The organism is Terrisporobacter mayombei (assembly GCF_020748465.1).
GTDB lineage: Bacteria > Bacillota > Clostridia > Peptostreptococcales > Peptostreptococcaceae > Terrisporobacter > Terrisporobacter mayombei.
Genome location: NZ_JAHZMP010000004.1, coordinates 188,630 through 214,428 on the forward strand (window position 1 = coordinate 188,630; position 25,799 = coordinate 214,428).

The following is a 25,799-nucleotide window of genomic DNA, read 5'->3' on the forward strand; positions in this document are numbered from 1 at the left end:
ACTTAATTCTATTAAATTTACTATGCTTTCTTTTTAGTTCAAATTATCTTCCTACTTCTTATTCTAAACCTTTTTCGTATTCTTCTCCACTTAACAAAGTATCTAATTCAGATGTATCTGACATTTTTACTTTACATATCCAAGCATCGTAAGGAGCTTCGTTTACATACTCAGGTTCATCTTCTAATTTATCTTCGTTTATTTCAACTACTACTCCTGAAACTGGAGCTACTAAATCAGAAGCTACTTTAGATGATTCTATAACACCAAAAGACTCATCTTTTGTTAATTCATCATCTATTTCTGGCATTTCAACGAATAAAACTTCTCCTAATTGTTCTTGAGCAAAGTCACTTACTCCAACAAATGCAAATTCTCCTTCAACTTTTACCCAAGTATGTTTTGGAGAATATTTTAATCCTGCTACTGTACTCATATATTTTTTCTCCCCTAATATCTTTATTTAAATTACATTATTGGATCCATAGATAATGCTGGATGTCCTTTTTCCTCAAGGAATGCACAAACTCCTTCAGAATCATCAGCTATTGTTTCATCACAAATCATTTCGCTGAAGTTTTCTATTCCAGCCATTTCTTTAACTGTTTGATCTAATTTATCAGCTACGAATTCTTTTAATTCTTTTGGCATCCAAACTATTCTTTCTGGTCCACCTTCAGTATAAGCAAATTTCTTAGAAGATATGAAATGTCTACCATGACCCATGAATCCTGGAGTTTGAACTCCACCACCAGTCATAGAAGCAAGTTCACCGAAAGTCATACCAACAGGAGTTATTCCTGGGAACTCTCTATTTACTATAACTAATCCATTAGCCTCTGGCATAATACCACATATACATTCGAAGCATCCACAAGAAGTCATAGGATCTTCCATTATAGAGTAAAGAGTAACTTTTTCAACTGCACCTTGAGATATTTCATTTACAGTTTCATTAACTGATTCCCAAATACCTTTCTTATCATCTATACAATCACCTTTAGCTATTGGTTGACAAGGTCCTGTTGGGTTAAGCTCTTTAGTAGCTTTAGCATCTAACCAAGAAACTGCTCCACAAAGTCCTAATCTTTCAGGAGTAACTACACAAACGTGAGCTGGAGCGAATGATTGGCACATGTTACAAGAATAGAAATCTTCAACACTTTCATCAATAAGTGATGCTAATCTATCATCTCTAGATTCATATTTAGCTAAAGCTTCAGCTTTTCTTTCATTAACTATTGCTTCATCAGTTATTATAGTAACTTCACATTTATCAACAACAGCTTCGAATTCATCTTTCATCATAGCATACATAACTTCGCCTATATGCTCAAGAGTGAATCCTTTTTCAACAGCGTCTTTAGATATTCTCACCCAAGACATATCTCTTTGACCTACATGCATTAATCCTTCTATGTAGTTCATGAAGTAGTGGAATCTTCTTTCAAGAACTGGTTCGAAGTCTTCTTGCATTGCTTTACCAGCAACATTAACTACTATAGCAAGTGGCAATCTAGTAATACCCTCTGCTAATTTAGCTTGATCTATATTTTCACCTATAACTTCTATTTTGTGGTCTTCTATTTCTGCCATAGATTTAGCTATAACTAATTCCCAAGCAGGAGTTTTATTTCCACCGAATTCGTAAGCCATTTCAGCTTTTCTTATTCTTTCACCTTCGAAAGCTGCAGCGAATCCAACTGGTATAGGTATTTCAGTAACTTTTATTTTTATATTTCTAGCTTCTAATGAAGTAGCAACAAATTTATCATAATCTCTTTGAGTTAATAAGTTGCAAGGAACTTCAGTAACAACTTGGTCAGTTATAACTGGGAATCCTAGAGCTATAGCTCCTGCACCACAAGCAACTATTAATTCACTAAGTGGTCCAAATGCATTAACAAATGCAGGAACTCTCTTAGCTGTATATTCTAATAATTGGTTTAAATCACCTGGAGGAACAGCACCGAATATTAATGCAGCTCTTATAGCAACAGAAACAACGTGGATAACTGATGTTACATCATATCCTAGAGGTATAACACGAAGTTCTACACTCATTTTTACTCCAGCTTCTATAGCCTGATCTATAACTTTTCCAACTAGGAAAGTTAATAAACCTTTAGATTGGTAATCTTTAACTACTTTTGCTAATGTTTCAGCATCTGGGCATTCACCAAGAACAACTGCAACACCAGGTATATCTCCAGTAACTAGTGGTACACCTAGAGATCTTATTATAGGGTCAACTACGTGTCCTGCACATGGAGCTTCATATGGAGTTGGGCTTAAAGCATATTTAACTGCTTCAACTATCTCAGCAGCTAAAGCTGTAGCTAAACCAGCATTTAAAGCTGTTTCTAGTAATGGTTTTTCTACTATTAAAGATTTTACTATTGCTAAAGCACCTTCTAAATCTGCCAAAGTAGCCATTTTTTGGCCTGTTGCAGCATATATACATGGAAGAGAATATGCTGTATCTGGGAATGCCACCGGACATTCTTTACCTTTTTCTGCTATTGCAGCTGTAAGTGCTCCGTTTGCTGCATCATATGCTTGGTTTGCACCTGTGTAGATTATGTTATATAAATTCACTTTTTACTTCCCCCTTTTATGAATTATATGTTTATATTTAGGCTAAACATTAGTTTTTAATGCCTAGCCATTTAAACCTAATTCTAATTTAAAATTCTAATTTTTATTATCCTTTATAATCAAAAGCTAAATCTTTTACTTCTAAGAAAGAATCTGCATATAAGTTTGAGTTTCTGATTATATCACAAGATTTTATAGTTTGTATTAATATCTCATCTAATGGGTTAACTATTGCAGAAGAGAATCCATTAGCCATAGCCATTGCTAACCAGTTACTATCTAATATTGGTCTTATGTGTTTTGGACAACCATTAGAAACGTTTGATAATCCACCAGTAGTTTTTAATCCCATTTCAGTCATTTGTCTTATAGCTTCTAGTACATCCATTTGTTTATCTTGCATTCCTTTTATAACTAGGCAAAGTGGGTCGAAGTATACATCTGTTTCTGGATCTATTCCAGCCATAGCAGCTGCTTCTATTAGCTCAGTACAATATCCCATACGTTGCTCATTATCAGATGGTATACCTTCTTTAGCACATAATGCTATTATAGCTGCATCATATTCTCCAGCTACTTCCATTAAATGCATTCTATCTCCAGCATCTGCAGAGTTTATGATTGGTTTTCCATGAGTTCTATCATATACTTTTAATCCAGCTTCTAAAGCTGCAACATTAGCTGTATCTAAAGCTAATGGAACGTTATTTAATTCACTTTGAAGTAATTTAACTCCCCACTCCATTATTTCAGCTCCATCTCTTTCAGCTGGTCCTATGTTAAAATCTATAACGTGAGCTCCTGCATCTAATTGCTCTATAGCTCTTTTTATTATTGGCTCTGGATTTCTTTCAGCTATAGCTTTTCTTATTGGTGGTGCTATACAGTGAATTCTTTCACCTATAATCATAAATTTTTCCATATTAATTTATCCCCCTTAGATTTTATATGTTTATATGATTTTATTAATAAAATAAAACTTTATCTATTTTCCATATTTCTCTTTTAAAAATTTTGGAAGTTCCATAGCTTCTGGAGTACCAACTATAACATTCCAACCTGGTAAGTTATCTTGTACATCTGCTTGTATAACAGCAACTTTACCTGGTATGATTAAATCTCTACTCTTAGTCATATCAGCTATACCACATTCTTTAACAAAGTTACCTATTACACTACCGCCAAATTTACCAGCAGCCCAAGAAGTAAGAACTGAATATCCACCAGCATCTGGTATTACTAACCAACAAGGAACTTTAGATCTTTCAAGTTCACCAGTTACAACGAAGTAAGTTAAGGCAAAGTCAACAGTTACTAAAACTGGAGAGTTTTCATCTGGGTTATTTATTGGATAAACTTTAGTTTCAACTCTCATTGGTTTTTGAGGGTCAGTGAATAAGTTTTGTCTTAAAGCATATAGTGGTAATGCTTTTGCATAATTTATGTCATCTATTACTATTATAGAACCATATTTAACTGTAAATGCAGATGATAATGCAACTTCCATCATTTCATCTCCATTAGCTAATTTACTTACGAATACTATAGATGGGTATCCAAAAGTTCTATCTTGTTCTTTTAATGCTATTCTTCTTACTTGAACTGCATTAACATAAGTATCTTTTACAGTTTCACCTGTTACATCAAGTATTAATTCCTTATATCCAGCTTTTTGAACTAATTCAGTTGTTTCATATAGTTCTTCTAGGTTAGCAGCTTTTAAACCAAGTGCTAAATTTTCACCTTTGACTACATCTATCATAGATTGGTAGTTATCTTTAGTTGCCCCAACTACTACTGGTTTTAATCCAGCAAGTGCTGCAACAGCTTCTTTAGCTACTTCAGCATCATCTACATTTAAGATGAATGCTACACTAGTTTCTGATTTCAATTTATTTATTACATTTAAGAAGTTTTCTTTATTATCACTGTAAGTAACACATGCAAATTCAGCTTTCATTATTTCGCTGATTCTTTCATATTCTACAGCTTTTATATTAGCTATTTTAGCATCTACTTGTTCTTCAGTCATACAATCGCAGAATGCTATAGCATATCTATTTTTACTTACTAAAGTTTTTTCATGTCTAAATAATACAGTTTCTCCACCTAGAGTATATTCGCTTTCTCCAGCTCCAACTTTTAATGTTTTCATTGGAGGTGCAGTCGCCTCTGATAATTTTTGTATTGATTCATCAGACATGTGTGGACATTTCTCAACTTCCACTGCTCCTGAAGCAACCTTCATAGAGAAAGCCATACAAGTTGGAAATCCACATTCTTTACAGTTTTTCTTTGGTGTTAATTTAAATATATCTAAAGCTTTAAGTGCCATTATTTTATCCCCCTAACCTTACAAATATTATTAAGCTAACTCGCTTATAAGTGATTTTATAGTTTTTACTGATTCTGGATGACGAAGTATTACAGCATCAGATCCGCCTACTAAAACAGCTGTTGCAGTAGAAACTTCCATTGCTATACTTCTCTTTTCACTGCATCCCCATTCTGGTTGATCTGTTTCATCAGCTATAGCTTCTTTAACATGACCAACTTCAAAAGAAACTGGTGTAATTATTGGTATTTGCAATTGCTTATCGTTTTGATTGAAAGCAGCAAGTCTTATTCTATCCATTGTAGATGCAACATACTCATATCCATATCCAACAGCTGAGCATCCAATATTCATAACTATATTTTCAGGTTTAACACCTAATTGAGTTAGCAAAACATTCATTTGTTTAGCTAAGTTTATATCAACAGATGATTCTGCTCCAACTTTTTGATTATATGCTAATCCTGCAGCAGCTCCTACTTCTTTGTAGTTATCTTCAACTGCAGATAATATTAAAACATTTTTACCTTCTAAAGCTTCTGCAACTTTAGCAAATAATTTGCCATCTTTGTCAGCAACTCCACATCCTGCAACTACTAAAGGTAAGTCTATTGCATCAGCAACTTTTTTAGCTACTTCTGCACATTCTTCAGAAGACTTATCATCAGCGTTAGGATCTGCTCCAACAAATCTTAAGCATACAAAATCTGCTTCTGTATTATCTTGAACATATTTTGCCCAAGCAGCAGGGTCATTTGCTACATCTTTGTACATTTCTTTGTAACTATCTATCCAAGTATCTGGATATACATCATTTATTTCCATACCTACTTTTTGAACATTACCTGTATCACCATCAAAACCATAGAATGGTAATACATTCTCTCCACCTAGTTTTATAGCTTTTTCTCCTGTTCCTATTACTACTTCACTTACTTTTCCAGAACTCTTTTGAACAGACATTTTAAATGCCATATCTTTTTCCCCCTTAAGCCTATTTTAATTCTAATTTTGCCACTACTTCTTCCATGGCTAATCTAGATTTTGATTCTTTTGGTAATTTCACTAATGGAATTCCATCTGAATCATATTTATATATTAATTCATCTAAAGGTATAACACCTAGAAGGTTTAAATTATGCTTATTAATTTCTTCTTTTACACCATCATTTAATATGCCCTCTGGTGCTTTATTTACTATAAGATAAACCTTTCCAACACTTAAATTTAATTCAATAGCTAAGTCTCTAATTCTTGCAACAGCTTGGATACTTCTTCTTGAACAGTCACTAACTAATAATAAAGTGTCTATATGTTTAGTTGTTTTCCTACTTAGATGCTCCATACCTGCTTCATTATCAGTGATAACATAATTGTACTGTCCAGAAATCTGCTTAACTTGTTCTCTTAGTATTCCATTTACGAAGCAATAGCAACCTTCGCCTTCAGATCTACCCATTACTAACAAGTCATATCCGTTTCCTTCTACTAATATAGAATTCAACTTCCATTGTAAAAACTGAGCTTTTGTCATACCTCCAGGAAATGAATCTCCTTTTTTTTCTGTCATATTAGCTTCTTCTCTAATTTGACCTATAGTTTCTTCAACTTCAACGCCTAATACTTCATTAATATTAGCATTGGCATCAGCATCAACTACTAGAATTGGTTTTTTATTTTCTTTTAATAATATATCTATTAAAAGCCCTGTAAGACTTGTTTTACCAGTTCCACCTTTTCCTGCTACTGCTATGTTATAACTCATTTTAGGATTTCCCCCTTAATATGCCTAAACAGAGCTTTTTTCTTACTCTGTTACTTAACTTATAAAGATGATGGTACTGAGTGAACGCATTCTCCATGGACATCATGTAATGCTTCCATAATACCTTCTGATAAGCTTGGATGTGCATGTATTACTCTTCCTACATCCTTAGCTTTTAGCCCTAAACCTACTGCTAGAGATAATTCAGTTAATAAGTCTGTACAGTGAGGTCCTACTAAAGTTGCCCCTATTATTGCATCGTCTTTATCAACTAATATTTTGATAAATCCTTGTATTTTGCCTATAGCTTTAGCTTTACCTAAACCTCTAAAATCAAATTTACCAACATGATATTCTAAACCTTCAGCTTTTAATTCATCTTCAGTTTTTCCTACACCTGCTACTTCAGGCTCTGTATATACACAACTTGGGATAGATTTATAATTAACTGTTTCGCCATTTCCTTTTACTGCATTTTCTGCAGCTACCATACCTTCAGCAGATGCAACATGTGCAAGCATTGCCCCTGGTATAATATCACCTATAGCGTAAACACCTTCAAGATTTGTTTCCATATATTCATTTACTTCAATGAATCCTCTGTCAGTCATTTTAACGCCAGCTTCAGCTACACCAGAGTTAGCTAAGTTTGGTTTTCTTCCTGTACAAAGTAATACTACTTCTGCTTCTAAAGATTTGCCGTTATTTAAGTTAAGTTTAACTATGTCATCGCTAACTTCAAAGCTGTCAGTTGCAACGTTACACATAACTTTTATTTTGTCTTTCTTGAATTGTCTTGCAAGAGCTTTAGCACCATCAGAATCCATTCTTCCTAATATTTGTGGAAGAACTTCTACTATAGTAACTTTCGTTCCTAGTGAAGAATAGAATTGACCTATTTCAGATCCTATAACTCCACCGCCTATGATAACCATAGATTTTGGTAATTTTTCTAAACTTAATACTTCATCAGAAGTTATAACATTCTTACCATTGTATGGCATGAATGGGAATACTGTAGGTATAGATCCATTAGCTAATATTATTTTATCAGCTTTAACTTCTTCTACGCTTCCATCATCTTTAGTAACTTCTATAGTATTTTTATCAATTAGTTTTCCATATCCATCTATTTTTTTTACTCCTCTTTTATCGAAAAGGAATTGGATTCCTGCAACTAATTCATCTGTTATTTTTTGTTTTCTAGCTACTATAGCTTGAAAATCAGGTTTAACTTCACCTTCAATATTTATTCCAAAAGATTTTGCTTCTTGAACTGTTCTTAATACATCACTAGAAGCTAATAATGCTTTAGTAGGTATGCATCCTACATTTAAGCAAGTTCCGCCTAGTCTATTTTTCTCTATTACTGTTACTTCAGCTCCAAGCATAGCTGCTTTTAAAGCTGCTACATATCCTCCTGGGCCACCACCAATTACTGCAACTTTCATGTTCAATCCCCCATTTACCTAAAACAAAATTTTTATAACCCTGCTTCGTCTAATATTTTTGGAACATTTTCTTCTGCACCAATTGCCATTATATGTACACCATCACATAAGTTTTCTTCTTTAAGTTGTCTAATGAATTCACCAGCCATCTTAATACCTTCTTGTACATAATTACCTTTACCCGCTGCTTTTAGTCTTTCTATTTGATCATCTGGAACAAATATGCCAGGAACATTTGCTGTCATAAACTTAGCCATTCCAGGTGATTTTAATGGAACTATACCAGCTAGGATCTTACAATCCATATCCTTAGTAAGCTCTCTAAATTTTCTCATGTGTTCTATATCATAAACTGCTTGAGTTTGGAAAAATTTAGCTCCAGCATTTATTTTCTTCTGCATTTTTAATAATTGTACTTCTATTGGATCATATTCAGGTGTAACACAAGCCCCTAAATAGAAGTCTGTTTTTCCTTGTAATTCAAGTCCCACACTATCTGTCCCTTCATTTAAAGTAGAAGCTGTTTTTAATATACTTACAGAATCTAAGTCAAATACTGGTTTAGCCTGTGGATGGTCACCTACACTTGTATGGTCACCTGTTAAAGCTAATAAGTTATTTATACCGAATACACCAGCAGAAAGCATTTCACCTTCTATTGCGATTCTATTTCTATCTCTACCAGTCATTTGTATTACTGGCTCTAATCCTATATCTTTTAATAATTTACATGTAGCTAGAGAAGTTGCCCTCATTACAGCAGATTGGAAATCTGTTACGTTTGCAGCATGAACTCTTCCTACACATAATTTAGCACATTCTATTAAGTGAGAAAGGTCTGTACCTTTTGGTGGTGCCATTTCTGCAGTTACAGCGAATTCTCCTCTTTCAAATGCTTCTTGTAACTTACTCATGAAAATAATCCCCCTTTATTTACCTAACTTTTAAGCTTCAGCTTCAGCTTTTCTATTTGCGTTGTGTCTTCTTGGATTTAATTGTTTAGAATAATCTTTTGGAGCTCTTACTTCTAATAAGTTGTCTAGTTGATTTAAATCGTTAAGTCTTTCATAGATTTTTACCCATGCACAATCATTGTCTGGATCAACTTCACATTTACCATTTTTAGCTCCACCACATGCACCATTTATTAATCCTTTAGCACACATAGTAACTGGACAAATTCCTCCAGTCCAACCAAGTTCACATTCTCCACATGCCTTACATGCTTCTTCAAATTGACCAACTCTTTCAACTTCACCTATAAATAAAGTATTATTAGCTGGGTAAACAGGAATATTTTGTTTTTTAGTATTTTTTACAATAGTTTGAGTTCCATCTCCACATGCTAATGATAGTATTGCATCAGCATCTTTTAACTCATCTTTTAGTGATTTAAATTCTTTCTTACCTAATAACAAGTTACAAGCCGTATCTGGAAGAAGACATCCTAATACTTCTTTTCCTTCAGCTTCTAATAAAGCTTTCATTTCTTGTATTTCAGGTTCACCACCAGTTTTACTAGCAGCTGCACATTGGTTACATCCTACTAATATAACCTTTTTAGCGTCTTTTAAAAATCCTAGTATTTCAGCCATTGGTTTTCTATCAGATATTACCATAGATATTTTCCCCCCAAAGTTTTCTATTTCAAATACATTTATGTATAATTACTTGTTGTTTTGTTGCTTACATGCTTTTATTACATGTTTAGCAAGTATAGAAGTTGTTACTGAACCAACACCCGCTGGAACTGGAGTTACCATTGATGCTTTTCCTACAACATCATCAGTATCGACATCTCCACAAATTCCTCCACCTTCTGGTTTAGCATTTATACCAACATCTATTACAACTGCACCTTCTTTAACATAATCAGCTGTAACCATTCTTGCTCTACCAACACCTGCAACCAATACATCTGCATTAGCACAAACCTTTGGTAAATCTTGAGTTTTTGAATGGCAAATTGTAACTGTAGCATTTTCGCCTAGTAATAACATTGATACTGGTTTACCAACTACCATTGATCTACCTAATACAACCACATTAGCCCCTTTTAGTGGCACATTATAATGTTTTAATATTTCAACCACTGCTGTTGGAGTACATGGAGGGAATCCAGTCTTGTCTCCTTCCATAAGTTTTGCAGTATTCATTGGACTAAAGCAATCAACATCTTTTTCTGGTGCTATAACATTTTTTATTACTTCTTCATCTATACCTTCTGGTAATGGTCTAAAAGTTAATATCCCATGTACTGAAGAATCCTTATTTAACTTCTCTAATGTTTCTATATATTGTTCTTGAGTTGTTCCATCTGGTAACTCAGTAACTTCTGCTGTAATCCCTATTATTTCACATTTTTTAAGAGCACCCTTTTCATATGAAAGGTCATTAGGCTTAGCACCAACTCTTAAAATAGCTAATTTAGGTTGTATACAATCTTTAACTAAGGCTTCACATTCACCTTTTAACACTTCGCTAAGTGCATCTCCAACTGGTTTACCTTTAATTATTTCTCCCACTCTACTTTTCCTCCCACATTTCTAAAGATTATTTTCCGTATTGTCATTAATTAAATTATATACTTGTGTTATTATCCTCGCTTTCATATAAATATTTTTATATTATTAGTTTAACTTCAAAATTCTTATCCTAAAGCAACTAATACTTTTTGATATACTTCATCACAAGTTTTAACTCCATCTTGCACTAATTGATTACATTCTTTTTCTATTTTCTCTGCATATTCTCTGTCCTTCATTGAATTAACATTAATTATTACATTCAATTGGCCTGATAATATGGCAGCTCTTAAGCATTGAACTCCGCATCCAACATCGCTTATAGCAAGTTTAGAACCTTTATCAACAAGTTCCTCATGTAGTTTTATAGAGTCGAAGCATAGTCTTACTATATTCATAGGTACTTCACATGCAACTTTTAAGCATTTTTCCATTGTTTCAGCTTTATATTGCTTTTCTTCTTCAGTAGAAGTTGGAAGACCATAAGCTTTTGATAATGGGTAAAATCCTTCTGCATCTTTATCTATCATAGATAAAAGTTCTTCTTCTAATTTTGCTGCTTTAGCCAGTATTTCTTGAATAGTTTCTTCATACTGAGCATATTTTTTCTTTCCAGTAGTTAAATTACAAACCATACTTCCTAAAGCCATTCCTATTGCTCCAGCAAGTGCAGCAGCTCCTCCGCCTCCTGGCACAGCAGCTTTAGAAGCTAATACTTCAATAAAATCTACACAACTTTTTTGCGCTATTTTTTCCATAAAGATTTATGCCTCCTTAAATTATTCAAGGTTAATTTGAAGGTAGTGCACAAAATAGTATTGTGCACTACTTCTTTGTTTTTATATGTTCAAAGATTAATTTTTAATTTTCAAAGCCTAGAATAATCCTGAAATTACTCCATTTTCATCAACATCTATTCTTTCAGCAGCTGGACGTTTTGGAAGTCCTGGCATCTTCATTATTTCTCCAGTAAGAGCAACAACGAATCCTGCACCAGCAGAAACTGTCACTTGTCTAACTGTAATTTTAAATCCAGTAGGTCTACCTAATACATTAAGATCATCAGTTAAAGAATATTGAGTTTTAGCCATACATACTGGCATATTTCCAAATCCTAAACCTTCTAATCTAGTTAATTCTTTTTTAGCTTGAGGAGTAAAGTTAACTCCATCAGCTCCATATATCTTAGTAGCTATTGCTTCTATTTTTTCTACTAATGTTAAATCGTCTTCGTAGCAGAATTGGAAGTCATTTTCTTCTTCACAAAGTCTTAATACTTCCTCTGCAAGTTCAACTCCACCTTCTCCACCTTTAGCCCATACTTGAGATAGAGCAACGTTAACACCTAGTTCTTTACATTTAGTTCTAACTAATTCAACTTCAGCTTGAGTATCAGTTGGGAATTCATTTATAGCAACAACTGCTGGTAATTTATAAACTTGAGTTATATTTTCAACGTGTTTTAATAAGTTTGGAATACCAGCTTCTAGTGCTTCTAAGTTTTCATTATTTAATTGGTCTTTTGGAACTCCACCATTATATTTAAGTGCTCTAACTGTAGCAACTATTATAACAGCACTTGGTTTTAAGTTAGCCATTCTACATTTTATATCTAAGAATTTTTCAGCCCCAAGGTCAGCACCGAATCCACCCTCAGTAACAACGTAGTCCGCAAAGTGCATAGCCATTCTAGTAGCTATAACAGAGTTACATCCATGAGCTATATTAGCAAATGGCCCACCATGTACGAAAGCAGGTGTTCCTTCTAAAGTTTGCACTAAGTTTGGTTTTAAAGCATCTTTTAATAATGCAGCCATAGCTCCATTAGCTTTTAATTGTTCAGCAGTTACTGGTTGACCTTCAAAGTTATAACCAACAACTATTCTTCCTAATCTAGCTTTTAAGTCCATAATATCGCTTGCTAAACAAAAAGCAGCCATTACTTCTGAAGCAACTGTTATATCAAATCCATCTTCTCTTGCAACACCATCAGCTCTAGATCCTAATCCATCAACTACGTTTCTTAATTGTCTATCGTTCATGTCTACGCATCTTCTCCAAGTAATGCTTCTACTATCAATTCCTAATTCATTTCCTTGATGAATATGGTTATCTAAAATTGCAGCTAATAAGTTGTTAGCAGCACCTATAGCATGGAAATCACCAGTAAAGTGTAAGTTTATGTCTTCCATTGGAACAACTTGAGCATATCCACCACCTGCTGCCCCACCTTTAATACCAAATACTGGTCCTAAAGAAGGTTCTCTTAATGCAACAAGTACATTTTTGCCTAATTTGTTTAATCCATCAGCAACACCTATAGTAGTTGTTGTTTTTCCTTCTCCTGCTGGAGTAGGGTTTATAGCTGTAGTTAATATTAACTTAGCTTTTTTACCACCATTGTCTTTTTTTAATAGATTGTAATCTACTTTAGCTTTATACTTACCATATAACTCTAAGTCATCCTCTGTTAGCCCTAATTTTTTACCTATTTCTCTAATATCTAGAGGTTTTGCCTCTTGAGCAATTTCAATATCTGATTTGAATCCCATAACTATTCCTCCCACAGTTTTTATAATAAGCAGTAAAAGTATTTTTTATGTACTATTACTGTTTTAATCTCACTTTATTAATTTTTAACTGTTCTGATTTTTTATCTCAACTAGTCTATTTTTAATAGCTTTTATCTCATTTCTAGTTGCTTCACTTATATCGTAAGGAGATTGGTTTGCTCTATCTGAATCAATTACTTGTTGGTTATAATGAATAAATCCTAAAGCTTCCCCATCTTCAAGATTGCCCTTTATAAACTCAATATCTTGATTATCTCTCATTTTATTTCCAACTACATATACTTTTTTAACACCTATATCATTACCAAGTTTTTTAACTTTTCTATAGGTTTGTAAGCTTCTTTCACCAGGTTCAACTACTACTATAAATGCATCAACACCTTGAGCAGTACCTCTTCCTAAATGCTCAATTCCTGCCTCCATATCCATTACGACAACATCATTGTTTTGTAATATTAGATGTGAGCATAATCTTTTTAATAGGACATGCTCTGGACATACACATCCAGATCCTCCTGTATCAACAGTACCTAATGTTAAGAGTCCTACTCCATTATGTTCTTTACAATACTTTTCTGGAATATCATCTACTTTTGGATTTAGTTTGAACATTTTATTAAAGGTACCTTCACTAGTAGCAGTTCTTTCTGATACTAAGTTTTTCATTTCAGATATTGGTACAATTGATTCATAAACATCCTTTGGAAAACCTAATGCTAAAGCTAGATTGGCATCTGGATCTGCATCAACAGCTACAACTCTAAAACCTTCATCTGCAAATATTCTTGCTATCATTGAGGAAAAAGTTGTTTTACCTACTCCACCTTTTCCTGTTATTGCTATTTTCATATTCTCCCTCATCTCCCGTCCTTAGTGTATTGTCTTAAATTTAATAAAAAGCTAATTTTTATTTAAATATATATACAGTTAGTTTATTGTTAATTAAATATTAACAATAAACTAACTTTTATTAACTTAATTTTCTAGATTATTTATTATTCAGCAGCTACTTCAGCTAGTCTTTTATTTAAAACTTTTTCTTGATATAATTCTTCGAAGTGTGGACGTTTAGCTTCTATATCATCCATTATCATCTTAGCTAATTCAATTGCATCCTCATTTACATGGAAGCAAGCTCCTACTTTATCTTTTAATTCACCACATAATATTTCAACTGCTCTTGAAGAACCTGTAACAGGAGGCATAACCCCTAAATAAGTATCTATACCATTTGCTACAACATAAGTACCTATAGCTATAGCTTTTTCTGACATCCACTCTGGAGCAGAACCTGCAACTGGAAGATCTGGCACTTCCATTCCTAATGATTGAGCAACTAATGTACATATATTGATTATACGAGAGTTATCAACACAAGAACCTAAGTGAAGTACAGGTGGTATATCAACTAATTCACAAACTGTTGCCAAACCTTTTCCTGCATATTTCTTAGCATTTTCTTTTAACATTAATCCATTTTTAGCTGCTACAGAAGCACCACATCCTGTAGTAACTACTAAGAAGTCATTTTTAATTAATTCTTTTATTAGAGTTAAATGGTTATAGTTAGATGGTGTTTTAGCATTGTTACATCCAACAACTCCAACAACCCCTCTTATTACCCCTGAAGCTAATACATCTATTAATGGTTTTAAAGTATCCATATCATCTATTTGAGTATTAACAACATTGTTTAATTTTCCTACTATAGCATTTTCAGAGAATCCAACAACACCTTCGGATTTTAAGTCTGGAACTAAAACTTTAGAAGCATCTCTGTTTTTAAAGTTCATTATAGCTTCTCTTACTATTGTTTTCGCATCTTCCATAGCTGTATCTTCATGGAATTCCATATATTGAGAACCAGTTATTCTAGCTTTTGGAGATGTTGTTATAAATTTAGTATGATAATGAGTAGATAATTCAGCAAGTGATGGGAATATACATTGAACGTCAACTATCATAGCTTCTACAGAACCAGTTATTATAGCTAATTCTTGTTGATGGAAGTCACCAGCTATTTTTATACCATGTCTCATAGTTAATTCATTACCAGTACAGCATATACCAGATAAAGTTATTCCATCAGCTCCAACTTCTTTAGCTAGTTCTTGCATTTCTGGCAATTCAGAAGCTGCAACTATCATTTCTGATAATGTTGGCTCATGTCCATGAAGGATTATATTAACATTATTACCTGCTAAAACATTTAAGTTTGCTTCAGTATGTACTGGTTTTGGAGTACCAAACATAATATCTGATAATATAGTACCTATAGAAGATCCAACCCAGTCACCTAAAGAACATCTCATACCTGTTAATACTAGAGATTCTATATCGGCACAACATCCTATATGAGTAGCATGCATTACTGTGGCTATTTCTCTATCTATAGCTCTTACTTCTATACCTAATTCTTTCCATAGATCTTGTCTAGCTTGTGTAGCTCTTTTCATCATCTTAGAAGTCCCAAATGGTCTTCCAAATTCCATTAAACATTCTTCAGCTACTTCATGAGCTAAATCATATATATCTTTATCTCCTACTTCAATTCCTAAAAATTGAGCAAAATCTTTTAGTTTTTCAGGTTCTTTAATTTGATAATCTCCTCCAGGAGTAGTTAATGCCAATGTATGAGTTATATCTCTAGCATGGTCTGAATGGGCAGCAGCTCCACCAGCACACATTCTTGCATAGTTTCTACCAACTATAGTATGTTCATCGGCCCCACAAAGCCCTCTTGGAGTCTTTGCACTTATTCTACATGGTCCCATACCACAGTTTCTACAACATATACCTTGAAGACCAAAACCACATTGAACTTTGTATCCTAACTTTCTTTTATACATAGTTTCAACGCCATCTTTTTCTGCCTTCTCTAACATTACCTTACTGTTTAAGTCTATTGTCATGTTTTGCATTTGCTCAAGAACGTTAATATCTTTTTTTTCCATATTCTTTTTCCCCTCTTTGTAATTTTTTAACCCTATTTTTGAAACAACAAAAAGATGCCTTAGTTATATATTTCAATATATTTAAAAAAATATATGATAAACAAAATTATTAGGAGATTGTCCTATTAATTTAAAAAAATTAATTTTTTCACAAGCATAGATATAATTTGTTATATTCACATAACATTAAACGCATAACTATCTACCGCTCTTATACAATTTTAAAAAGATCGTTCATTCTAGATTAATTATTTGAAATTATTTTGTCGATGGAAATTTAGATTAGAATATATAAGATTAGATTTGTCATAATTTATTTTCCATTTTTTTCATTTAGTCACTTTAATTAGATTATATATTAGTTTACTTGAATTGTATACCGATTTGCATTTTAAAAATAGCATTTATAATCATTCTTTTTTTAATTTCCTTTATAGAATAATGATTTTTTTCTTTCATAAATATTCTTTGTTTACAAAAAAAGCCATCGTAAGAGATGATTTACCTCTAGCTATGGCTTTTTTGATATATAAAATTTTTAAAATATAGCTTTAAATTAGTTAACTCTATAATTATCTAACTCTCTCATGCATGAAATTGTTATTTCATCTTCTGGATTTAATTCATAAGCTCTTTCTATATAGTAAATAGCATCGTCAATATCTCCTGTGTTTAAATATGCCATTCCTAAATTACAAAGAATTTCAGGGTCTTCTTTTATTTTTGCTGCTTGTTCTAATAGTTCCACAGCTCTATCCATATTAAATGATGAAGCTTCACACAAAGCAAGCTCCACTAAAGTATCTACTTGTCTAGGTCTTATCATTAGTATTTTTTCAAAATAAAGCATAGCTTTATCTATTTCTCCCATATTTTTATAAGCTATACCTATAATAAATAATAAGTTCCACCAGTCATTGTATTCTTCTTCCAACGGTAATAATTTTTCAAGACCTTCTTCAAATTTTCCTTGGAATACTAATGAATATCCTTCTTCATATTGAACTTTATAATCCATCTTTCCTAGGTTTTCTTGTATTTCTGCTATTGTATCTTCATCTAAGCCTAGCTTCATTGCTTCTTCCCAAATTGCCTTAGCTTTAATATATTGACTTTGATTATAATAATGATATCCTAAATGATAATATGCTAAAGCAAAGTTTTCATCCATATTAATTATTTCTTCAAGTTTTTCTCCCGCTTCTAATAAAAATGCATTCATTGCATTTGCATCACCGTCTTTTTGATAAGTTGTTGCAACTTCTTGACAAACAATGGAGTAATTATAAAGTCCTTCAATATCATCAGGATATAATGTAATTAACCCTTTGATATAAATTAATGCATCTGTATATTCTCCAAGCTCAAAGTATTTTCTAGACATATATCCAGCATAAGATCTTACATTAAAGTTCACTTTTTTCTCAAGGGCACTTAAGAATTTTTTATATTCAGGGTTATATTTAAACTCAGCATCAATACCTATTATATATATCATTGCATCTGCTATAGACATTGAGTTTAGTCCCTCTTGTGCTGTCTTTTCTTTTATTCCTTTAACAAGAACCTCATTTTTTATAGGTACATTTAAGCCTTCTTTTGGTATTTCATATCCATCTAAATGAAAATCTCCATCTTTTTTTACAGTTATAAATGCAAGTTCTTCAGTTTTTCTAAGTAAATATTTATCTATTTTAAACTTCATCTTCTTCTCCTACCTTTACAGTATAAGTTTTTGACTTATCAAATACTTTATTAGTATTATAGTCAAATAATATTACAGTTTGTTCATTTTCTAATTTTGTACTAATATCTTCTTTTAATCTTAAAATATCATATTTAAATGGTTCAAAATGAATATATTTTAAAATATATTTTGTTGGTGTATCTACAAATTGTGGTAAGTATTCTTTAAGATTGTCCACATTATGTAGGAAATCATGACACTTACTTTTAAAACTATTTATTTCTATTTTATTGAAAATAGGTGGAACTGTTGATATTTTGCCTAATGATAAATAGTCATATTTTAATATCTCACTAAATAGATCATTATATTTATTTATTTTATCATTATAAAAATCTAACAATATTTTATATAACTGATTTTTTCCTTGAGCCATGTGGAAATATCCCATTTCTTCAAAATATGTTGAAAGCTCTTCAAAGAATTCAAATGGACTTTCATTATAATAATTTCGAATTATATATTCTAAAGAAAGTGGGAAGTTATTAGAGTTATAATAAGTTTCTAATATTTCTTCTATATCTTTTATTTTTAATATTTCGTCATAACTTATAAAATCATTATATAAAACTTCGTATGGAGCATAATCTTTAAATCTATATCCATATTTTTCTGAACTATATCTCATACCTGTTCCTTTAATCATCTTTAAGAAACCAAGTTGTAATTGTTCTATCCCTAAATTAAATACATCATTGAAAGACTCTTTAAATCTTTCATACCCTTCATAAGGAAGACCTGCTATTAAATCTAAATGTTGATGTATATTTCTAAATGATTTTATAGTTTTTACAACATGAGATAATTTTTCAAAATCATCTCTTCTCCCTACTGCATCTAAAGTTTTTTGATTAGTACTTTGTACACCTATTTCAAATTGGAATAAACCTTCTTTACAATTTTTTAGGAAGTTAAGAATATCATCATCTAGTAAATGAGCTGTGACCTCAAAATGATATGTTGTATATCCATTATCATTTTCCATTAGGAAATTCATTATTTCCTTAGCAAATTTTTTATTTGCATTAAAAGTTCTATCTATAAATTTAATTTGAGATACTTTTGCATCTATAAGATTTTTTAAATCTCTTTTTACTCTATCAATACTAAAGTATCTAAGTCCTTTTATAGCTGATGATAAACAGTACTGGCAGTTAAATGGGCATCCTCTAGATGTCTCGTAATAAACTATTCTGTTTTCATATTCTTTTATATCTAAGTTATCATAAGGACTTGGTATTTCATCTAAATTTTGTAGCAATGCCATTTCTTCATTTACTACAATGTTGCCGTCTTTTCTATATACAATACCTTTTACATCTTCTATATTTTTCTTACCTAAAAAATGTTTAACTAAATCTCTAAATACTAGCTCACCTTCACCACATAGTATATAATCTAAAAACTTATATTTTTCCATAGCATTTTCGCTATCATAAGTAACTTCTGGTCCACCTAGACCTATTTTAATCTCTGGTTTAACTTTCTTCAAGTTATCACATAATTTTACTATGTCATAAATATTCCATATGTATGTTGAAAAGAATACTACATCGTAATTATTCTTGTATATATCTTTTAAAATATAGTCTAGTTGATTGTTAATTGTGTATTCTCTAATATCCACATCAACTAAATCTTTTACGCTTTCTTTTAAATATCTTATTGCCAAATTCGTATGAATAAACTTAGAATTTAGCGTAGTTAATAATATTTTCAAATATTTCACTCCTTTTTAAATTTATACTATGTTTTTATATGGTTTTTAAGTTAAAATAATATAGTAAGGTAAATTTTACAAAAATATACTAAAATCAACAATTTAGAAAGGATGTATTTATTATGGAATCTATTGATCAAGTATCTATAAATGATTTATCAAAAAGGGATTTATTATTATTGATCAAAGCTCTTGAGTTTACTGGGGAGAACACTAAACTTGATGAATTCATAAATCTCAAAAACAATATTGTTAAAGAATTATGTTTTTTAACTGAAACTACTGAACAAGAATTTATTAGCTATTTAGAAAAAAATAGTTAACTCTTATGTTTTTTTAAATTTAAAATTATATTCACCTGATTTTGATTTAACTTTTACATGAAGAACATTGTCTCTCAATTCTTTTGATGCAATATTTATATTATTTAATATGGCATCTGAGACAATCTCTCCTTCATTGTACTTAATTAAATTCCTCGGGTCTGAATTTAAATCATAAGTTTTTTTGTTAATTACATACTTCCTTAATTTTATTATGTAATGAGACATTTGCTCAATAAAATCTATGTTATCCATATTTAAATTTGATTCTTCGCCCAATATTGATAATATAGATTTTTTTATGCTTAAAATTCCTATATTGTTTACATTTCTTTCTTCTATATAAATATCATATATAACATTTAATAAATTTTTTATTATTTTTCCGTCCTCATAATCGCCTACTTTTAAATCTATATAATTATCAATTAATTGTATAGCATTAATTCTAGCCATTTGAAATTTTACCATATTTAGTTTTTCTAACTCAATGGAAAATCCTATAATTCTTTCCTTTAATAATTGCAATAATGCACCATACTCTATATTTTTGTTATCCAGAATACAATGTATTGATGCATTGTACATAAGGGACCCTATAATATACTCAAATAAATTATCATCTTTTTTAAAGTATTTAACATACTTTTGAATTAAACTTATCACTTCGTCTTCTGACTTTTGAATATTAGTATTTGCAAGTATTAATGGTAGTAGAATGTTTAGTATATCATCATAAGATGGTTTTTTACCATAAAAATTATAATATCTTAATTCATCCTTTAATCTATTATTATCTATATGTACATATCGTTGAATTTTATCGTCAATTAAACACTTAGTATTAATGATAATTAAATCAGTTAATCCTTTTTCCTCATCATTAATGTTAAAAGAGTTTAGATAAGAATTTCTTATTAAATTTTCCTTCATAAATTAACTCCCTTATAAGTCTTTTACCTAGTATTTTTATCAATTTCATTACCTTGTATTCATATACCCATAATCAGTATTCTCTAAGAATTAAAAATAGCAGCTAAAAGCTGCCATTCTTAATTCTAACTTCTTCATACTGAGCAACTGATATATCTGCAGCGAAGCAGAGATATATCGTTTGTACACAAGCAAAGCGAGTTTTTACATTCTTTCTGGTGCATGCATTCCTAATATTGCTAGCCCATTTTCTAATGTTTGTCTTGTTGCAGCAACTAAAGCAAGTCTTGCTTTTCTGATTTCTGCATCTTCAACTATTATTGGATTATCATGATAGAATTTATTGAAAGCTTGAGCTAAATCTAGTACAAATCTTGTTACTATATGTGGCTCATTTCTTCTCATTGCAGAAACTATTGATTTATTAAACGATCCAATTACCTTTAATACTTCTGCAGCATCTCCATCTGATAATAGTTCATAATTTACATCTGAAGTTACTTCTTCGTTGGCTTTTCTTAAAACTGCACAACATCTAGCATGAGTATATTGAACATAAGGTCCTGTTTCTCCTTCGAAGCTTAAAGTTCTTTCCCATGAGAATGTATAGTCTTTTATTCTACTGTTTGATAATTCTTGGAATACAACAGCTCCAACACCAACTTGTTTAGCTATTTCATCTGCATTCTTAGCATTTGGATTTTTAGCAAGAACAGTTTCCTTTGTTTTTTCTATAGCTTGTTTTAAAACGTCCTCTAAGAATACTACTCTACCTTTTCTTGTAGACATAGTTCCTTCTTCTAAAGCAACCATACCAAATGGCACGTGAATTAAGTCTTTTGACCATTCAAATCCCATAAGTTCTAATACTTTAAATAATTGTTGGAAATGTAGAGATTGTTGAGAACCAACTACATATATACATTTTTCAAAATCATAAGTGTTTTTTCTGTATATTGCTGCTGCTAAATCTCTTGTCATATATAAAGTTGAACCATCATTCTTAGTTATAAGAGCTGGTGGCATATTGTGTTCTTCTAAATCAACAATATTTGTACCTTGAGATTCTTTTAATAATCCTTTTTCTTTTATTTGGCCTATAACAGCATCCATTTTATCTGAATAGAAAGATTCACCTGCATAAGAGTCAAATTCTATATCTAATAAGTCGTAAACTCTAGCAAATTCTTTTAAACTTTCGTCTCTAAACCACTGCCATAATGCTTTAGCTTCTTCGTCGCCATTTTCTAACTTAGTAAACCAAGCTCTAGCTTCGTCTTCCATTTCTGGTTTCTTTTCAGCTTCATCATGGAATTTTACATACAATTTTAATAACTCTGGTATTGGACTAGCTTCTACAGCTTCTTTATTCCCCCAAAGTTTGAAAGCAACTATAAGTTTCCCGAATTGAGTTCCGTAATCTCCTAAGTGATTTACTCTTACTACATTATATCCTTGAGAGTCATATATTTTATATAGAGCATTACCTATAACAGTAGTTCTTATATGTCCTATATGGAAAGGCTTAGCTATATTAGGAGATGAAAAATCTATTACTACAGCTTTTTCTCCACCTAAATCACTATGACCATAATTTTCTTTTTTAGTTAAAACATCTTTTATAACACTCTCAGCTAATTGAGATTTATTTACAAAAAAGTTTACATATCCACCAAGTGGCATTACTTTTGATATTTCACCCTTAGCTTCTATATTTTCTGCTAACTCTGCAGCAATCATGTTAGGAGCTTTTCTAAATACTTTAGCTAATTTAAAGCATGGAAATGCATAATCCCCCATTTCTTTATTTGGTGGAACCTCAATTAGCGCTATTATTTCTTCTAATGTTAAATCTTCTATTTTTTCCTTAAGGCAATTAGCTATTGCTATTTTAAAATCTTGCATTATTTTCTCCTCTCTACATCATTATTCTTCTATGTTAAATTAATTTCTACATTTTTTCAAGTTATTCCTATTGTTATATTTTCAAATATATATTATAATTCTTTTTCGCTAAAAACTTCTATATTATTTTCTTTAAATAAGGCTGCTGTAACACCCATACCAGAGATTTTATTACCTGTAAAAGTTCCATCATAAATTAAGTTACATCCACACGATGGGCTACCTTCTTTAAGAAGAGCCTGTTTGCAATTGAACATTTTAGCAATTTTTAAACTTTCCTTTGCTCCCTTAATAAAATTTTCTGTTACATCCTTATATTCACAGCTTATTACCTTACTATTTTCACTTAAAACTTCTTTTCCATCTATCTTATCTATCTCCGATGGTTTTCTTGGTGTAGTTAATCCTCCTAGTTGTTCTGGGCAAATAATAACGTATGGTTTATCTTTTAAAAATTCTTTTACTTTAGCATTATCATTATTTCCACCATTATATTTACAATTTACTCCAACCAAGCATGCTGACACTATCATCAATTCTACCATCTCCTCAATTTCTTATTATCTTATCTCAACAATAGTTACTCCCATTCCACCTTCACCATATTGTCCAGGTCTTTGAGATTTAACATGTTTGTTTTTCTTAAGTACATCTTGAAGTCCTTTTTTAAGTACTCCTGTACCAACTCCGTGTATTATTGTAACAATTTCAAGGCCTGCAACACAAGCATCGTCTAAGTATTTATCCACTTCAACAATAGCTTCTTCCAAATTCATTCCTCTTAAATCAACTTCACTCTTAACGCTACCTGACTTAGAGCTTATAATTTTTCTTGTTGATTTAGTTACTATTGATTTTTTTTCCTTCTGAGCCATTTGTAATGCTTTAAACGGAAGAGTCATTTTCATTATACCCATCTGTACTACAGCTTCTTTTTTCTTCTTGTCAACTGATACTACTGTACCATCTTGATTTAAAGTAATAACTTTTACTTCATCTCCTGCTTTTAAGTCTTTTATTTCTTTATTTGATACTTTTGGAACTATCATACTTTTTACAGAAGGCTGTAAATTACCCATGGAATCAGCCAACTCTTTTCTTAAAGCTTCTATTTTCTTGTTTTTTTCCTTAGAAGCCATTTCCATTTCCATATTTCTAAGTTCTTTTAGAATATTATCCGCTTCTTCTTTAGCTTGTCTTGTTATACTAAAAGCCTCTGCCCTAGCTTTTTCCATCATTTTTTCTTTAGAAATAGATAACTTTTCAAGCTTTCTATCATATTCTGCTTTAACTTCTTCTATTTCTTTTTTAAGTCTTTCAGCTTCTTCTTTTTCTTGCTCAGCTTTTATTCTGTTTTTCTCAACATTTTGAAGTACGTCTTCCAACTCTATATTGTCTGTATTTATAAATTCCTTTGCTCTATCAATTATATCGTCTCTAAGACCTAATTTCCTTGATATTTCAAAGGCATTTGATTTACCTGGTACTCCAATCAATAATTTATAAGTAGGACTTAGTGTATTAACATCAAATTCAACAGCTGCATTTTCTACTCTATCCTTTGTAAGAGCATAGTTTTTAAGTTCACTGTAGTGAGTAGTAGCTATACATTTTGCACCTTCCATATTTACATCTTCCAGTATAGCTATTGCCAGAGCTGCACCTTCTACAGGATCTGTTCCTGCTCCAAGTTCATCAAATATTACTAGAGAATCGGATGTTACTTCATTTAATATTCCTACTATTTTTGTCATATGAGATGAGAATGTAGATAAACTTTGTTCTATACTTTGTTCATCTCCAATGTCAGCAAAAACATTATCATATACACACATAATACTTCCATAATCTGCAGGTATGTGTAGACCACTTTGAGCCATTAATGCAAATAGTCCAATAGTTTTTATTGTAACTGTTTTACCACCTGTATTTGGGCCTGTTATTACTAATGTATCAAAGTCTTCTCCTAAATAAATATTATTAGGTACAACCTTATCTGCATCTAACAATGGGTGGCGTCCATTTTTTATATTTATATTTTTTTCTTCATTTAATATAGGTTCTATTGCCTTCATTGATAAAGATAATTTTCCCTTTGCAAAAGCAAAGTCTAACTTACCAAGTATAACTTGATTAGATAAAATATCTCCTGCAACTTCACCTACTAATTTTGTCAGCTCTGCTAAAATTCTTTCTATTTCTTCTTGTTCATCTAATTTTAATTTTCTAAGTTCATTGTTCATTTCAACAATGCTCATTGGCTCAATAAATAATGTAGCTCCAGATGAACTTTGATCGTGTATTATACCTGAAACCTGCGATCTATATTCAGCCTTTACAGGTACAACAAATCTGTCTCCTCTAACAGAAATGATCGCATCTTGTAAATATTTTTGATATGTAGTTGATGAAATTATTGAATTTAATTTAGATCTAATAGATTGATTTTTTTGTAATATTCCTCTTCTTATACTTCTTAAAGTAGGAGAAGCATTATCTGATATTTCAATTTCACTAATTATTGCATTATTAATTTCTTCTTCTATATCTCTATATACATATAAAGCATTTGATAAAGACTGTATTATTGGATAATTAAAGTCTTCCTCTTCCCCTGGAGTTAAACTTCTTTTTAAATTTCTGGCTGCCCTTAAATTATCGCTTATCTTTAATAAACTTCCTGGGTCTAGTACTGCACCTATATCGGCTCTTTTAACACTGTCTGATATATCTTGTATACCACCTAAGTTTACATGACCTCTTTTTATAAGAATTCCCTGGGCTTCACTAGTTTCTTCTAGCATATCTTTTACTTCTTTATAATTAGGTTTTGGTATTAATTCTTCAATATATTTTAAACCTAAAGAAGATGAGGCTTTTGTTGCTAATAAATCAATAATTTTATTGTATTCTAATACTTTCAATGATTTTTGATCCATACTTCCTCCTCTTTTTTATTTTTTTATGTGA

21 protein-coding genes are annotated in these 25,799 nt (G+C 31.3%); 1 reads left to right on the forward strand and 20 read right to left on the reverse strand.

Annotated features, from left to right (window positions below; genetic code table 11):
- Nucleotides 1-58: 58 nt before the first annotated feature.
- From gcvH to K0039_RS14620, 16 genes are all read right to left on the reverse strand, one after another.
- Nucleotides 59-436 (reverse strand): glycine cleavage system protein GcvH, encoded by a 378-nt coding sequence (gene gcvH / locus K0039_RS14545; RefSeq protein WP_228105797.1) that lies wholly within the window; start codon nucleotides 434-436, stop codon nucleotides 59-61.
- A gap of 32 nt (nucleotides 437-468) precedes the next feature.
- Nucleotides 469-2,598 (reverse strand): acetyl-CoA decarbonylase/synthase complex subunit alpha/beta, encoded by a 2,130-nt coding sequence (gene acsB, locus K0039_RS14550; protein ID WP_228105798.1) that lies wholly within the window; start codon nucleotides 2,596-2,598, stop codon nucleotides 469-471.
- A gap of 106 nt (nucleotides 2,599-2,704) precedes the next feature.
- Nucleotides 2,705-3,520 carry a carbon monoxide dehydrogenase/acetyl-CoA synthase methytransferase subunit gene (gene acsE / locus K0039_RS14555; RefSeq protein WP_228105799.1) on the reverse strand — a complete coding sequence of 272 codons (816 nt, stop codon included), beginning with the start codon at nucleotides 3,518-3,520 and terminating at the stop codon, nucleotides 2,705-2,707.
- A gap of 63 nt (nucleotides 3,521-3,583) precedes the next feature.
- Nucleotides 3,584-4,933 (reverse strand): acetyl-CoA decarbonylase/synthase complex subunit gamma, encoded by a 1,350-nt coding sequence (acsC, locus tag K0039_RS14560; protein WP_228105800.1) that lies wholly within the window; start codon nucleotides 4,931-4,933, stop codon nucleotides 3,584-3,586.
- A 30-nt stretch (nucleotides 4,934-4,963) separates the two neighbouring features.
- Nucleotides 4,964-5,908, reverse strand: a complete 945-nt coding sequence (gene acsD / locus K0039_RS14565) for an acetyl-CoA decarbonylase/synthase complex subunit delta (protein WP_228105801.1) — start codon at nucleotides 5,906-5,908, stop codon at nucleotides 4,964-4,966.
- Nucleotides 5,909-5,927: 19 nt separating this feature from the next.
- Nucleotides 5,928-6,698: a carbon monoxide dehydrogenase accessory protein CooC gene (locus K0039_RS14570; RefSeq protein WP_228105802.1), complete on the reverse strand. Its 771-nt coding sequence runs from the start codon at nucleotides 6,696-6,698 to the stop codon at nucleotides 5,928-5,930.
- A 59-nt stretch (nucleotides 6,699-6,757) separates the two neighbouring features.
- The gene (gene lpdA, locus K0039_RS14575; RefSeq protein WP_228105803.1) at nucleotides 6,758-8,149 is read right to left on the reverse strand and encodes a dihydrolipoyl dehydrogenase; all 1,392 of its coding nucleotides are present in this window, start codon (nucleotides 8,147-8,149) and stop codon (nucleotides 6,758-6,760) included.
- 32 nt (nucleotides 8,150-8,181) lie between these two features.
- Entirely contained in the window at nucleotides 8,182-9,063 is an 882-nt protein-coding gene (locus tag K0039_RS14580) for a methylenetetrahydrofolate reductase (RefSeq protein ID WP_228105804.1), read from the reverse strand.
- A gap of 30 nt (nucleotides 9,064-9,093) precedes the next feature.
- Nucleotides 9,094-9,768, reverse strand: coding sequence for a methylenetetrahydrofolate reductase C-terminal domain-containing protein (locus K0039_RS14585; RefSeq protein WP_228105805.1), 675 nt, complete (start codon nucleotides 9,766-9,768; stop codon nucleotides 9,094-9,096).
- A gap of 48 nt (nucleotides 9,769-9,816) precedes the next feature.
- Nucleotides 9,817-10,674 carry a bifunctional 5,10-methylenetetrahydrofolate dehydrogenase/5,10-methenyltetrahydrofolate cyclohydrolase gene (locus K0039_RS14590; protein WP_228105806.1) on the reverse strand — a complete coding sequence of 286 codons (858 nt, stop codon included), beginning with the start codon at nucleotides 10,672-10,674 and terminating at the stop codon, nucleotides 9,817-9,819.
- Nucleotides 10,675-10,799: 125 nt separating this feature from the next.
- A complete protein-coding gene (locus K0039_RS14595; RefSeq protein WP_228105807.1) occupies nucleotides 10,800-11,432 on the reverse strand; it encodes a cyclodeaminase/cyclohydrolase family protein in 633 nt (210 codons plus the stop codon).
- Between the two features lie 117 nt (nucleotides 11,433-11,549).
- Complete coding sequence (locus K0039_RS14600) at nucleotides 11,550-13,226, reverse strand: formate--tetrahydrofolate ligase (protein ID WP_228105808.1); 1,677 nt, start codon at nucleotides 13,224-13,226, stop codon at nucleotides 11,550-11,552.
- A gap of 84 nt (nucleotides 13,227-13,310) precedes the next feature.
- The gene (locus K0039_RS14605) at nucleotides 13,311-14,096 is read right to left on the reverse strand and encodes an ATP-binding protein (protein WP_228105809.1); all 786 of its coding nucleotides are present in this window, start codon (nucleotides 14,094-14,096) and stop codon (nucleotides 13,311-13,313) included.
- Between the two features lie 146 nt (nucleotides 14,097-14,242).
- On the reverse strand, nucleotides 14,243-16,201 hold the full coding sequence (cooS, locus tag K0039_RS14610; protein WP_228105810.1) for an anaerobic carbon-monoxide dehydrogenase catalytic subunit: 1,959 nt from the start codon (nucleotides 16,199-16,201) through the stop codon (nucleotides 14,243-14,245).
- 556 nt (nucleotides 16,202-16,757) lie between these two features.
- Nucleotides 16,758-17,906, reverse strand: a complete 1,149-nt coding sequence (locus K0039_RS14615) for a tetratricopeptide repeat protein (protein WP_228105811.1) — start codon at nucleotides 17,904-17,906, stop codon at nucleotides 16,758-16,760.
- Nucleotides 17,896-19,668 carry a B12-binding domain-containing radical SAM protein gene (locus tag K0039_RS14620; RefSeq protein WP_228105812.1) on the reverse strand — a complete coding sequence of 591 codons (1,773 nt, stop codon included), beginning with the start codon at nucleotides 19,666-19,668 and terminating at the stop codon, nucleotides 17,896-17,898. Before K0039_RS14620 ends, K0039_RS14615 begins: the two co-directional genes overlap by 11 nt.
- Nucleotides 19,669-19,790: 122 nt before the next feature.
- On the opposite strand from K0039_RS14620, the gene K0039_RS14625 reads away from it, so the two are divergent.
- Complete coding sequence (locus tag K0039_RS14625) at nucleotides 19,791-19,991, forward strand: hypothetical protein (RefSeq protein WP_018592055.1); 201 nt, start codon at nucleotides 19,791-19,793, stop codon at nucleotides 19,989-19,991.
- A 3-nt stretch (nucleotides 19,992-19,994) separates the two neighbouring features.
- On the opposite strand, the gene K0039_RS14630 is transcribed toward K0039_RS14625, so the two are convergent.
- From K0039_RS14630 to K0039_RS14645, 4 genes are all read right to left on the reverse strand, one after another.
- On the reverse strand, nucleotides 19,995-20,924 hold the full coding sequence (locus K0039_RS14630) for a hypothetical protein (RefSeq protein ID WP_228105813.1): 930 nt from the start codon (nucleotides 20,922-20,924) through the stop codon (nucleotides 19,995-19,997).
- 204 nt (nucleotides 20,925-21,128) lie between these two features.
- The gene (gene argS / locus K0039_RS14635) at nucleotides 21,129-22,829 is read right to left on the reverse strand and encodes an arginine--tRNA ligase (RefSeq protein WP_228105814.1); all 1,701 of its coding nucleotides are present in this window, start codon (nucleotides 22,827-22,829) and stop codon (nucleotides 21,129-21,131) included.
- A gap of 92 nt (nucleotides 22,830-22,921) precedes the next feature.
- Entirely contained in the window at nucleotides 22,922-23,365 is a 444-nt protein-coding gene (locus tag K0039_RS14640) for a 2-thiouracil desulfurase family protein (RefSeq protein WP_228105815.1), read from the reverse strand.
- 24 nt (nucleotides 23,366-23,389) lie between these two features.
- Complete coding sequence (locus K0039_RS14645) at nucleotides 23,390-25,768, reverse strand: endonuclease MutS2 (protein ID WP_228105816.1); 2,379 nt, start codon at nucleotides 25,766-25,768, stop codon at nucleotides 23,390-23,392.
- Nucleotides 25,769-25,799: the final 31 nt, after the last annotated feature.